Here is an 11,327-nt window from a genome sequence, read left to right as displayed (position 1 = left end):
ATCCAAAGTCTGATATGCTCTTTCTTGAAGTCGAACCGGAACAGAGACCAGCATTTGCTCTAAGACTTGTGTTGACATGTTGGTTTGCCCTCCTTTTGGTTTTAACTTAACCCAATTAACCCCCCTTTAGCAGAGTAAGGGGGCATATAATAAATAATTTATCCTAATAGTTTATATAAATTGTATGATTTACCCTGAGCAATTTCTATGATCTGGAGGAATCGACTGAAGTTAATAAACTGTTCTTTTTAATGAGATAACTAAATCAGGAAATACCTGCGTAAAAGAATGCTGCTCTTGTCTCAGATGTATTCAATAACGGAGAGCTTGACAAGAAAGATGTCTTCCTCATAGCAGATGCGTATTCCAAGGGAGATATCAACCAGCAGGGGCTTCGCGAGATCATAACAGAATTTGAGGAGAAGAGCCCTGAAGTTGAGATACTGGCTTTGAGAAAACTTACCGCAAGCACTGTGAATGGGTGGGAAGAGTATAGGCATGATCCTTAATCCAGATCCAACATCCTCTTAAGAATCACATTAATATCTTTTAAAGCACCCTCTTCCAAAACTCCAATTTTCCTCTTTATTCTTTTCCTATCTATGGCCCTTATCTGAAATACCAATGCTATAGAAGTTGTGTCCAATCCATTCTTTTTTGATGGGCTAATATCAACAGTGTATGGAAACCGCAAAGCCTGCACATTAGAGGTAAGCGGGATGATTATGGCTATATTGGTTGCCTGAGCTAAAATGATTGCTGGTCGGGTTCCTGTTTGCTCATGCCCATCTACTGCAGGAATCTCAACTGACCAGATTTCTCCCTTTTTCATAATGATTTCTCAAAATTCAATAAGGCTTCGTCACTTAATTGGTCCCATGCCTTCATCTCTTTTCTCAGATCAAGATGCCTGCTTATGGAATCCAGATAAACGAGGATAGCCCTATCTACGAGTTCCTGCTTTTTTATGCCCAACAATCGAGATACTTCCTTCACTCTTACAGATGTTTCTTTAGGTACCTCTATCTCCATAGGCACCCAGGATACGCCCCTCTATTTATATTTAACTGAACGCTCGGCTGTGAAAATCCCGCTTCGCAGCTGCCGTCAGTACTCAAAAATGCTTTTTCATTTTTGGTCGCTCCTTCGGAGCAGCTCGGCTTGTGCTGCCCCTCTGCATGTATCGTTGAACCCCCGTAAGGGACGACCCCTTCAACTCAGCTCATACTACTCCTTAAGAGCCTCGCAAAAGGGCAGCAACCGGGATTCTCAGCAAGCCCCACCCAGCAAGACCTTCTTGTATTTATCGAAGACTTCCAGGCTAGGAATCCCGAAGATACAGAAACCATGGCATTTCTCCAGAGCTTGAGGACAAGCAGTGTTGAGGGTTGGGAAGCGTATAGGTAAGATTCACATACCTGCTTCTTCTTAAAGCAAATGTATATAAACCGTAGCTTCTTTTAGTAGTTCGCTATGGAAACGATAACCTTAAAGAAGATTCATGAAGACTTGGATTTTATAAAGAAAGAGATTCTTACGATAAAGGGTTGGCTTAATGACGATGCAAAGCTATCCCCTTCTGAAAGGGGATTAGTGGACGAAACGATAAGGAAGGCTAGAAAAGGGGACTTTACAGATATGATCACATTAGAGGATCTCAAGAAGAAAATGGGGGTATAGATGCCTTCTTCTCTCAGGTTAGAAAAGCCTGCGAGCAAATTCATAGAAAAGATTAAAGATAAAACATTGGCCAGAAGGCTGTTAGGAAAAATAGAGAAACTCAAAGAAAATCCTTTTCCTTCTGATGCCGTAAGAGTTGAAGAATACAAAGAAGATAAAGTATTTAGAGTCAGAGCAGGAGATTATCGGATACTGTATTATGTAGATGCTTCTCAGGCTCTTATAGTAATTATAAGAATTGATAAGAGATCAAGAGCTTATTAATCCAAATACATGAAAAGAAGGTACAAAGCCTTCTGCAGAGCAGGTCTACTTTGTTGATGATGATGTGAAGAATAAAGTGCTGAACAATCCTCCGTTTGCGAGGCTTCCGTTAGTTGTTGATTCTCTTTCTTCTAATACTGACAACAATATGTGTATCGTCAGGAAAGGAAAGATCTTGGATCAGGTCAATATCGGAGACCTAAACATTGGATATCCTGACTATCTCTGCTACACCTCTGAGTTTGGTGTGATTGATGTTTTGCTCCGGGGCACAGGAAAAGGGATAAATATCATGCCTAGAAGAGGCGGCGCATGGCTTGCAAGAGCATCCGTGCCTTCCCCCCCCCGCTTCACAGCTCATCTTGGAGGATCCTAATGGGACTGCTACACCTCCCTGCAGAAAAACCTCTCAACCATCCTTCCGCCCTTGACCTTGACCTTTCTCAACTCGCAGATATACCTTCTATCATTATGCTTAATCACGAGGCGCAGGAGGCATTCCATCTTTTTCGGGGTAATCCGAGGGATTATAAAAAAGGCGGTTTAATGGTATCATAAGAAACATAAGCAGTTAAGAATGCCTTTAATGGGCTAATAAGAAAATTTCTTCAGTGATTCCTTAAATTCCTTCAGCTCTTTTTTCAGCACATCTGCAACAAAATCCTTCATGGTCACCTTATTCATGATACAGTAAACCCTCGCCAGATCTACGGCATCCTCGTGGGTGGTTATTGTGGATAGTTTTACCATTTTATTACTCTTAAGTAGAGTTAAAGTACGATTTATATACATTTCCCTAATAAAATATATAAAATATATAGGGTATATAGAATAGGATATCATGTACCGAGCCTTCTGAATCGGCAGGACTCTGGCGCAGGCTGCGGCAGATTAGCCAATCCCGGATTTAACCTGTGCAATCTTCTTTACCAAAGTGGATTAAGCTGCACTCCCCACTGGACAACCTCGGAGGAGCTATTTAAATGAAGTTCTTCCTAATAAGCAGCATTGAGTCGCTGGAGCTCAAAGGTTCCAGCACTCAGGAGGCAACACCATGGACCCAAATGACGTCAGTCTTGAAACAATCCGGAAGCTCTTTGAGCGGCAAATTCAATATATCACCCAGAAGTCTGCTGATGTATTTGACTTTCAGTTCAGCGATAGGTGGATATGAGGCAATAAGTGGGCTGCCGCTTGAGCCTCGCAAGTCTGGCCTCATTTTCACCCGAGCCATGCAATCTGTATACTGAACTTCCCAAGTGCTTTTTGCAAAGGCTTTGTCGGGGTGCCGCCGACTCGTCTCTGGATGTTTTCAGAGAAGCGCGGCACCTTCCCGAGGGAGCGTCCCCTTCCGCTGCTCATCTTTGCGTGATTGAGTCTCGCAAAATTGGCGGCACCCTTCCCTTTGCAAAAAGCGGAAGGTAATAACTTTACTCAACACAATCGAAACGCTTTTAAACCTGAAACCTAGGGAGAGTGCGAGGGGTGATGCTTATTTCAAGGATTCAGGCGCTCAAGGCTGTTGCCAATGCCATTTTTGCTGTAGGCATGATATCGTTCGTCTACGGGTTTCTTGGGGAGCAATGGCTTGTCCTTGGCCTGGGATTGGCAGTTTCCTTCTTCTCTCTCTATTTCCTGCATTACGTCCTTATACATTATGGTGACAATACAGCAGAAATGGTAATCCAGAAAGAGCGGCCAGAATCTCGGATTCCGGCTAAGCCGCTGTCTCCAAACCAGATCATGACTGTCTATGACAGTATTTTAGAGGCAATTCGAACAAAGCCAGCGCAAGAAAAAGAGCTTTCGGAGAAGACTGGGCTGCAGGCCGAGCAGCTCGATGCAGCGCTTGGAGTCCTCAAGGAGCAGGGCCTCATTGATATCAGCTATTCTCCATTTGGCGCAACCATAAGGCGGGGCAAGTAAACGCACCATGGCAATCCTCGAAACCTACAAAGTAACGGCAGATTCTGTGCCTGCAACTATCAGCATCGTCTCTGTAAGCCTCCAGCTTGTCCCGCAGTACGAGATCATCATGCCTGAGCTTGACAAGGGGACTGAGGCGCTGCTTAACCACCTTTCTGAGGAGCTTAGCCCAAAGATTCCGCTGATGGGCAGCATGCAAAAGGAGACGTTTCTGAAGGAAGCTATGGAAGCACTTACAAGGAGGCTTCCTGGCCAGAAGGAATCAGAGATCAAGATTCTGGCAGGAATGCTTCTGCACAGGATGCTCGGGCTCGGGTTCCTTGAGATCCTGATGAAAGATAACTGGCTTGAGGAGATCAGCATCAATGGCTCAAAGCAGCCGATCTCTGTCTACCATAAGAAGTACGGCTGGTGCAAGACAACCAAGACATTTGGTTCAGAAGAGGAAATATACAATATTGCCAGCCAGATCGGAAGAAAAGCAGGCAGAGAGATCAATTCCCTTCAGCCTATCATGGATGCGCATCTCGAAACAGGCGACCGGGTTGCTGCAACACTCTTCCCTGTTTCACAGGAAAACACAATTACAATACGGAGGTTTGCGAGGAACCCCTGGACCCCTGTCCACTTCATAGAGGCAAAGACGCTTTCTCCAGAGATTGCCAGCCTGCTTTGGCAGGCGATGCAGTATGAGCTGAATATCCTGATTGCAGGCGGAACTGCATCTGGCAAGACCTCGATGCTTAACTCCATCTGCAGTTTCCTGCCTGCGTCCCAGAGGATTATCAGCATTGAGGACACCCGGGAGATCAGGCTTCCAAATGAGCTGGTTTGGAACTGGATTCCCCTCTCCAGCAGGAACAGGAACCCTGAAGGGATGGGAGAGGTGACGATGCTGGACCTGATGGTTGCGTCTCTGAGGATGAGGCCTGACAGGATTATTGTGGGAGAGATACGCAGAAAGCGCCAGGCAGAGTCGCTGTTTGAGGCAATGCACACCGGCCATAGCGTCTATGCTACAATGCATGCAGACACTGCAGAGCAGGTCAGGCGCAGGCTGACTGAGCCCCCTATGGCTATCCCTTCAGCAGAGCTTGAAGCGCTCCACCTTGTTGTCGTGCAATACCGTGACAGGAGGAAAGGGGTGAGGAGAGTACTTGAAGTCGCGGAGGTCCTGGGGAATGAGGGCAAGATCGAGCTTAACCACCTCTACAGATGGCGCGCCAGGGGCGATTCCTTTGAGAAGGTGAATGAGAGCATCAGGATCCAGGAGGAGCTGAACCTCCATACCGGGATGACGCCAAAAGAGATTGAAGAAGACCGAAGACAGAAACAAGTCATTCTCCAGTGGATGGCTGCCAACAATGTCAAGGAGATCGATGATGTCGGAAGGCTTATGCGCATCTATTACAAGGATCCGCTGAGCATATACCAGGCAGCAGAGAAGAAAAAGAAAATCAAGGATATCCTATGATGTTCATTCTTCCAAAAAAGATTGATGCTAGCCTTTCAAAGCCCTTCAGGCCGCTTGCCGCGAAGATGAGCCAGCTCATCCCGTATTTCAGGGAAGATGTAGAGGGTGATGAGGTTGAGTTTCTCGCGTCTAGCCTGCTGCATGGCGCACTCTATGGCCTTCTTTTTTTCCTCATATTCTTGCCGACAAAAAAGCCCCTGTTGCAGCTTGCCGGTTTTGCATTGATCATTTCCGCTGTATTGCTTGCGGCAATGCTGATCTCCCCCAAGATCCAGGCGGGCAAGAAGGCTGAGCAGATTGAAAAGCACCTTATCTTCGGCCTGAAGGACCTCACATTGCAGGTCAGTTCTGGAATTCCGCTCTTCACAGCAGTACAAAATATCAGCCAGTCTGGCTATGGCCAGGCCTCAAAAGAGTTTGAAGCAATCACTCGGCATGTTAACGCAGGCCTGCCTCTTGAAAAGGCGCTCGAGAAGCAGGGAGCCCAGTCAAGGTCAGCGTTTCTGAGAAAGACCATCTGGCAGCTTGTGAGCACGATCAAAGCCGGGGCGAGCATTGAGGGATCCCTGAAATCGATTATTAAAGAGCTCACCCAGGACCAAAAAAGGAAAATACAGGATTATGGAAGGGAATTAAGCCTCTGGTCTCTGCTGTATATGCTCTTTGCAGTTGCAATTCCAAGCATTGGAGCGACGCTGCTCGTTATCCTTTCAGGATTTGCCGGCTATGGAATGTCAGAATCGGCATTCATTGTTTTCCTTGCAGCCACATTCATCATCCAGATTGTCCTGATCGGTTTTGTCAAGTCACGGAGGCCTGTAGTAACGATATGAAAGGATACAGTATAAGATTCTACCGGAGTTTAGGCGGCATGATCCCTGAAGGCATCAGAAAGGCAACTGCAACGAAGCTTCGCTATGCAGGCAAAGCGACATCGCCTGAGCAGTATCTTGGAGGATGGATAACTACGGCCTTGGCTGCAGGGCTTGCGGCATTCGCCATTGTTCGCCTTCTGCATCAGCCGTATGCAGGTATCGCTGCTGCTTTCGTGTTTCTATTTGCCCAGTTCATGGCGTATCTCCTGCTCTATTTTAAGATAGAATCACGAAGGAAACAGGTTGAGCGTGTTTTGCCGGATTGCATACAAATGATTGCATCAAACCTCCGCTCCGGAATGACACCATTCCAGGCGCTGCGAGCTTCCAACAGAACCGAGTTTGGAATACTAAAAGAGGAGATTGAACAGGCGATAGAGCGCAGCCTTGGAACTGAGTCCTTTGAGGAAAGCCTGCTGAGCATCAGGAATCATGTGAAGTCTGAAATGCTTGACCGGGCGCTGCGGCTCTTCACTACGGCAATGCGATCTGGAGCCCATCTTGCTGATCTCCTGGAGAATCTTAGCCAGGACCTCTCTGAGCTGCAGATGCTCAAAAAGGATTTGGTGACAACAACAAAGACCTATACTATGTTCATCCTCTTCACCGTCATTGTAGGAGCACCGATGCTCTTGGCAGTTTCCATCCGCTTTGTAGGGATCATGGCGGATATGCAGCAGCGAAGCGACATATTTGGAAGCATAGCCATCACTCCTGAATTCCTTACAATGGCATCTGTCATCCTGCTTGTCGTTACCTCCCTTCTTTCTGCATCCCTGATCGGGGTCATCAAGGAAGGAAAAGTCCTGTCAGGGCTGCTCTATTTTCCATTCATTGCTGGTGCCTGCCTTGCCATGTTTGCCGCATTTCGGGCTGGAGTCGGCGCAGTGAGTTGACTGGGATCCGATCTTCCAGGGCTTGCTCCAGGGTGTGTTTCACTGTTCTTTTCATATTCCGGCTCCGGTGAAAATCTTGCTTCGCAGCTGCCGCGGAGTTCGCAATGGCTGAAAAATCCTTCACCAAATCGACATTCGCCCCGTAAGGGGCATCCCCCCGAGGTCGAGGTTATTGTTCTTGCCCTGTTGCTCACAAAGGGCGGCAGCATTGATTTTCACCGGAGCCAATATTCCAATAAGAATTTTTACGATGAAAAAACAGTAATCAATATATATCCCCTCCATTCACCTAATCCGTATGGAGCTCCACGACATCAAACAGCTGAGAAGGAAGTTTGAACTTACCCAGACAGGGCTGGCCAAGCTGGCAGGGGTCAGCCAGAGCCTCATCGCCAAGATTGAGTCCGGCAAGATCGATCCGACATACTCGAATGCAAAGAAAATCTTTGAGAGCCTGAGTTCCATTCAGAACAGAAAGGAGCTTAAGGCGCAAGACGTTATGAACAGGAAGGTGGTTGCAATCGATCCTGAAAGCCCGATCAAGGCTGCAACAAACAAGATGAAGAGATATGGAATATCGCAGCTTGTCGTGACAGAGCATGAGAAGCCAGTTGGGATCATATCTGAATCCATAATTCTTGACAGCCTTCTTACAGGCAAAGGAAAAACTGTGCGTGAGGTTATGAGCGATTGCCCTCCTCTGGTTCCTGCATCAGCAGGAGTCAGCGCATTCTCACATCTGCTCAGATATTATCCCCTGATTATTGTGATGGAAAAAGGCAGGGTTCAGGGAGTCATCACAAAGGCTGACCTCATCACAAAGGTGCATGTGTAGCCTAGAAATGGATAGAATTGGGCAGCGTTCAAAATCTATCGGTTTGCATCTAGGAATATTGGCCCGAGAATGATGAAGGGGGCACTACATCCCCAAACTCCCTCTTGGCTTCGAGAAGCCTCTTTCTCTGCTGATCCAGATGCTGGTGGAAGAGCTGCGGAAGATTCTCCTCAGCGTAGGCTACCTCAATCCTTGCGATCCTTTCAAGCAGCTTAGAAATCCGGATCGAGAACTGATGCTCATACTCCTTATGCGTGTACTCTTTCTTAAAGATATCCCTAAAGAGAGTATGGAGATCTTCATACTTTGGAATAAACCCAACAGGCGTTGCCAGGGCATCATACTCTCCGTGGACCCTGCCCTCCATCCACATCAGCCAGACCTTCTTATCGGTTTTCTCATTGAGGAAGTTTCCATCCTTCTGGAGGAAGTAATTTGTCGCAAAGATTAAGGGAGGGGCATCAAGCCTCTCGCCAAATTCAAGGTGATTCCTGATATATACTCCAAGGGGAACTGTCAGAAACTCAATGTTTGACATCGGGTTGTGCTTCCGTGTCCCTTCTTTCTCAGATGTTCCTGCAGCTGTCTCGGATTCCAGGCAGGCTCCTATAAACACTCCGTGGGGCCAGCTCAGGCTCTGCAGCACCGGAACAGAGGTGTCGGTATCCCTTCCTCCGTAGATGAACGCAGAGACAGGCACTCCATTAGGGGCATCTCTGTGCGGGTCTGCATTTCCAAGCTCGCTGATCCTGATTGTATAACGGGCGTTCTTATGGCTAAAGGAGATCTCCTTGCCTGCTGCATCCTTCTTTCCTTTTTGCCATTCCCCGGAGAAATTCACTCCCTGATTTGGGGGCTCTTTTCCCATGCCTAACCAATACGGATGCTTATCAGCAATCAGGATGTTTGAAAAAATCAGCTCACGCGGGGTTGTCAATGCAGCGTAGATCAGGGGATCATCCGTAGGATTAATGTCTGCGATAATCCCAAAGATTCCCTGCTCCACATTGACTGCCGTTGCTCTTCCTGATTCGTCCGGCCGGATATAGGCAATGTCATCTCCTATAATGCTCTGGCCCGGGACCATGGCTGTGCTGGTCTTGCCGCAGGCAGTCGGATATGCCCCTGTGAAATAGGTAACCCTTTTTTTCCCTGGAGGATGCACGCCCATCAGGAACATGTGCTCGCAGAGCCAATCCTCCTTATTTGCCTTGCTGATCGCCAGCCGGAGCGCCAGCTTCTTAAGGCCTACGCTGTTCCCTGCATACTGGGTGTTAATGGCAAACACACGCTCCTCTTCCAGGTCCATATAGACCCTGCGCTGGCCCACATTCTTTGAGACCTTTCGATCATCAAGTTCACCAGCAGCGTGCACAAAATGAAAGAAGCTGCTTGAGCCATTCAGATTCTTGAACTGGCCATATCCCTGGCGGTATAAAATATCTTCTGCGTGAACCACATAAGCAGAGTCTGTAATCTGAAGCGCCGGGATTGAGAATTGCGAATTTACCGGGCCAAGGCAGTAGAACTTGACGAACATCTCCTTGCCTTTCATGATTCCATCGAGGAGGCGCATAACCTCTTTCAATCCTGTATCGCGCTCAAGGGTCTCAATAGACTTGCTGAGCTGCTTTCCCTTGGGAAGCAGCACCCTTGTGTTCACCAGATCCCTTCCCTGATCCTGGATTCCGTCAAAATGCACAGTATGGCCGCGGATCCTAAGAGAATCTTCCTCCTGGGTCTCCAAAGCTTTCTTTCTTATGTACGCAAGATCTTCTGCAGAGTCTGTGAGAACAGCCACTTTGCTGGGCTTGCATAGGCTGATGTAGTCCTCAACGATTTTAACTGCGTGAGGATTATTAAGGGCCTCAAGCTTTTTCCGGCTTTGTGTGTCAAGTGTATCCATCTTATTGCTCCTTGCATGCCTTATAGATGTTCTCGAACAGCTGGGGGATATCACTCTCAGGGACGCTTGAATAGGCGATCCTCAGCATGTTTCCGATTGAAATGACGCCAGTATCATATGCCTCCAGCAGCCTTTTGCGCACAGGCTCAGCGTCGTGCTTCAGCTCGATGCACATGAAATAGCCAGAGTTGAAAGGCAGGGCTTTAAAATAGCGCAGGTATTTTGGATCAGACAGCGATTGGCGCACTTTCTCAAACCTCGATTTCAGGATGGAGTATTTCTGGCTTTTCTCTGCAGCATAGGAGCGTGAAGTGAATGCTTTAAGCACAAGGCTCTGGGAGATGTGGGGCGCATTGCTTATGGTTCCGCGAACAGCGCCGGCAGTCTTTGCCTCAAGTGCTGCGCACACCCCTTCTGTGATTCCCCTGCAAGCAAAAGTGATAAAGCCGACACGAAATCCCCAGGCATACTCTTCTTTAGTCACACCATCCAGCTTCATGGCAAGGACACGCTCATGAAGTGTTGCAAGCTGGGCAAAAAGCGATTCCTCATACACTCCATCCTCATAGACGAGCCCGAAATACGCATCATCGCATATCACCAAGGTGTCATTGCCCTTTTCAGCATGCTCTTTAATTGCAGCAATAATCTCCCTGGCCTCAGCCTGAGTGACGGTATAGCCGGAGGGGTTATTAGGAAAATTCAGGAGTATGGTGGTCTTCCCTTTCACAGATCCCAGCTTTTTTCTGAATGCGCCAACATTGAATCCCTCTTTGGCAAAGGTGTCGAAAAAGTCAAGCACTCCTCCAAAGCCATTCTCAAAGATAAGGCGATAGTTTCCCCAAAACTTGTCTGTAAGGATGATATGATCGCCTGGACCAACAAATAAGTAGCCAGCCAAGGTCAACCCATGAGTAACAGCGCATGTGACAACAGGAACGCTTGTCCTTCCCTTAAGTGAAGGGTTCTTCTGCCTGATCTTCTCGAGCCAAAGGGTTCTGAGCTCCGGCTTGCCATAGCTGGGCGCGTAGGAGAAAGCCTCAGAGGGGTTCAGAGAAAGCTGCTTTTCTATTGAGCCAAGCCGCATCGGTGTTCCGTCATCTTCGATTGCTGCGCCTATGGTCGCGTTGATGCCTTTTCCCTTTGCTTCGGCAGTCTGCGCAAGAATCCCTTTCTTAGGGTAGTAGATTCCCTTTCCTCTCTCAGAAAGGAGACGATAGATAGCAGGAGAATCCTTTTGAAGTACGGCGTTAAGCTCCTCAGCCTGCGGGTTCATTAAAAAAAGAGTGGAATTGGTATGGTTTTTAAAGCTATGGTTTTGATTCCGGGGTGTCTTATCCCGAAACTATTTCCCTACGGTGAGTTACATTGGAGCATGAAACTCACCAGAGGGAAGCTTATGGAGACCATAAGGCGCAAGAATGATGGCTGGACAACCTATCAAGCGAGGAAAATAGCCCGTGTTAGTATT

14 protein-coding genes are annotated in these 11,327 nt (G+C 47.5%); 8 read left to right on the top strand and 6 right to left on the bottom strand.

The annotated features are described in order from the left end of the window. Positions 1-302: 302 nt before the first annotated feature. The 3 genes from VJB08_06430 to VJB08_06420 are packed head-to-tail and all read right to left on the bottom strand — an operon-like array spanning position 303 to position 1,032. Positions 303-500, bottom strand: a complete 198-nt coding sequence (locus tag VJB08_06430; protein ID HLD43589.1) for a hypothetical protein — start codon at positions 498-500, stop codon at positions 303-305. Between the two features lie 5 nt (positions 501-505). Then, positions 506-832 carry a type II toxin-antitoxin system PemK/MazF family toxin gene (locus VJB08_06425; protein HLD43588.1) on the bottom strand — a complete coding sequence of 109 codons (327 nt, stop codon included), beginning with the start codon at positions 830-832 and terminating at the stop codon, positions 506-508. Beyond that, entirely contained in the window at positions 829-1,032 is a 204-nt protein-coding gene (locus VJB08_06420; protein HLD43587.1) for a hypothetical protein, read from the bottom strand. Before VJB08_06420 ends, VJB08_06425 begins: the two co-directional genes overlap by 4 nt. A 441-nt stretch (positions 1,033-1,473) precedes the next feature. On the opposite strand from VJB08_06420, the gene VJB08_06415 reads away from it, so the two are divergent. From VJB08_06415 to VJB08_06405, 3 genes are all read left to right on the top strand, one after another. Further along, entirely contained in the window at positions 1,474-1,680 is a 207-nt protein-coding gene (locus tag VJB08_06415) for a hypothetical protein (GenBank protein ID HLD43586.1), read from the top strand. After that, positions 1,681-1,944, top strand: a complete 264-nt coding sequence (locus VJB08_06410; protein ID HLD43585.1) for a type II toxin-antitoxin system RelE/ParE family toxin — start codon at positions 1,681-1,683, stop codon at positions 1,942-1,944. A gap of 64 nt (positions 1,945-2,008) precedes the next feature. Then, a complete protein-coding gene (locus tag VJB08_06405) occupies positions 2,009-2,320 on the top strand; it encodes a hypothetical protein (GenBank protein HLD43584.1) in 312 nt (103 codons plus the stop codon). Positions 2,321-2,535: 215 nt separating this feature from the next. Here VJB08_06405 and VJB08_06400 read toward each other — a convergent pair whose 3' ends face one another. Next, the gene (locus VJB08_06400; GenBank protein HLD43583.1) at positions 2,536-2,694 is read right to left on the bottom strand and encodes a hypothetical protein; all 159 of its coding nucleotides are present in this window, start codon (positions 2,692-2,694) and stop codon (positions 2,536-2,538) included. A gap of 735 nt (positions 2,695-3,429) precedes the next feature. On the opposite strand from VJB08_06400, the gene VJB08_06395 reads away from it, so the two are divergent. The 5 genes from VJB08_06395 to VJB08_06375 all read left to right on the top strand — a co-directional run bounded on the left by VJB08_06395 (position 3,430) and on the right by VJB08_06375 (position 7,950). Then, the gene (locus VJB08_06395; GenBank protein ID HLD43582.1) at positions 3,430-3,870 is read left to right on the top strand and encodes a hypothetical protein; all 441 of its coding nucleotides are present in this window, start codon (positions 3,430-3,432) and stop codon (positions 3,868-3,870) included. Positions 3,871-3,877: 7 nt separating this feature from the next. Then, positions 3,878-5,344, top strand: a complete 1,467-nt coding sequence (locus VJB08_06390; GenBank protein HLD43581.1) for a type II/IV secretion system ATPase subunit — start codon at positions 3,878-3,880, stop codon at positions 5,342-5,344. Beyond that, complete coding sequence (locus tag VJB08_06385; GenBank protein HLD43580.1) at positions 5,341-6,177, top strand: type II secretion system F family protein; 837 nt, start codon at positions 5,341-5,343, stop codon at positions 6,175-6,177. Before VJB08_06390 ends, VJB08_06385 begins: the two co-directional genes overlap by 4 nt. Next, complete coding sequence (locus VJB08_06380; GenBank protein HLD43579.1) at positions 6,174-7,115, top strand: type II secretion system F family protein; 942 nt, start codon at positions 6,174-6,176, stop codon at positions 7,113-7,115. The genes VJB08_06385 and VJB08_06380 overlap by 4 nt, the downstream gene beginning before the upstream one ends. Positions 7,116-7,413: 298 nt before the next feature. Next, positions 7,414-7,950 carry a CBS domain-containing protein gene (locus VJB08_06375; protein ID HLD43578.1) on the top strand — a complete coding sequence of 179 codons (537 nt, stop codon included), beginning with the start codon at positions 7,414-7,416 and terminating at the stop codon, positions 7,948-7,950. Positions 7,951-7,999: 49 nt separating this feature from the next. Here VJB08_06375 and VJB08_06370 read toward each other — a convergent pair whose 3' ends face one another. Both VJB08_06370 and VJB08_06365 read right to left on the bottom strand, forming a co-directional pair. Beyond that, on the bottom strand, positions 8,000-9,856 hold the full coding sequence (locus VJB08_06370; protein ID HLD43577.1) for a phosphoenolpyruvate carboxykinase (GTP): 1,857 nt from the start codon (positions 9,854-9,856) through the stop codon (positions 8,000-8,002). Position 9,857: 1 nt separating this feature from the next. Then, positions 9,858-11,132 (bottom strand): aminotransferase class I/II-fold pyridoxal phosphate-dependent enzyme, encoded by a 1,275-nt coding sequence (locus VJB08_06365; GenBank protein HLD43576.1) that lies wholly within the window; start codon positions 11,130-11,132, stop codon positions 9,858-9,860. Positions 11,133-11,327 lie beyond the last annotated feature (195 nt).

It is taken from the genome of Candidatus Nanoarchaeia archaeon, assembly GCA_035290625.1.
Taxonomy (GTDB): domain Archaea; phylum Nanobdellota; class Nanobdellia; order Woesearchaeales; family DATDTY01; genus DATDTY01.
Note: the sequence above shows the minus strand (reverse complement) of the source record. Positions and strands in the feature narration are given on the sequence as shown.

Excerpts from the sequence above, each read along its gene's own strand:
- VJB08_06430 (HLD43589.1), bottom strand. The coding sequence starts at position 500 with ATGCCTATACTCTTCCCACCCATTCACAGTGCTTGCGGTAAGTTTTCT.
- VJB08_06390 (HLD43581.1), top strand. The coding sequence starts at position 3,878 with ATGGCAATCCTCGAAACCTACAAAGTAACGGCAGATTCTGTGCCTGCA.
- VJB08_06415 (HLD43586.1), top strand. The coding sequence starts at position 1,474 with ATGGAAACGATAACCTTAAAGAAGATTCATGAAGACTTGGATTTTATA.
- VJB08_06410 (HLD43585.1), top strand. The coding sequence starts at position 1,681 with ATGCCTTCTTCTCTCAGGTTAGAAAAGCCTGCGAGCAAATTCATAGAA.
- VJB08_06385 (HLD43580.1), top strand. The coding sequence starts at position 5,341 with ATGATGTTCATTCTTCCAAAAAAGATTGATGCTAGCCTTTCAAAGCCC.
- VJB08_06425 (HLD43588.1), bottom strand. The coding sequence starts at position 832 with ATGAAAAAGGGAGAAATCTGGTCAGTTGAGATTCCTGCAGTAGATGGG.
- VJB08_06375 (HLD43578.1), top strand. The coding sequence starts at position 7,414 with ATGGAGCTCCACGACATCAAACAGCTGAGAAGGAAGTTTGAACTTACC.
- VJB08_06370 (HLD43577.1), bottom strand. The coding sequence starts at position 9,856 with ATGGATACACTTGACACACAAAGCCGGAAAAAGCTTGAGGCCCTTAAT.
- VJB08_06420 (HLD43587.1), bottom strand. The coding sequence starts at position 1,032 with ATGGAGATAGAGGTACCTAAAGAAACATCTGTAAGAGTGAAGGAAGTA.
- VJB08_06380 (HLD43579.1), top strand. The coding sequence starts at position 6,174 with ATGAAAGGATACAGTATAAGATTCTACCGGAGTTTAGGCGGCATGATC.
- VJB08_06400 (HLD43583.1), bottom strand. The coding sequence starts at position 2,694 with ATGGTAAAACTATCCACAATAACCACCCACGAGGATGCCGTAGATCTG.
- VJB08_06365 (HLD43576.1), bottom strand. The coding sequence starts at position 11,132 with ATGAACCCGCAGGCTGAGGAGCTTAACGCCGTACTTCAAAAGGATTCT.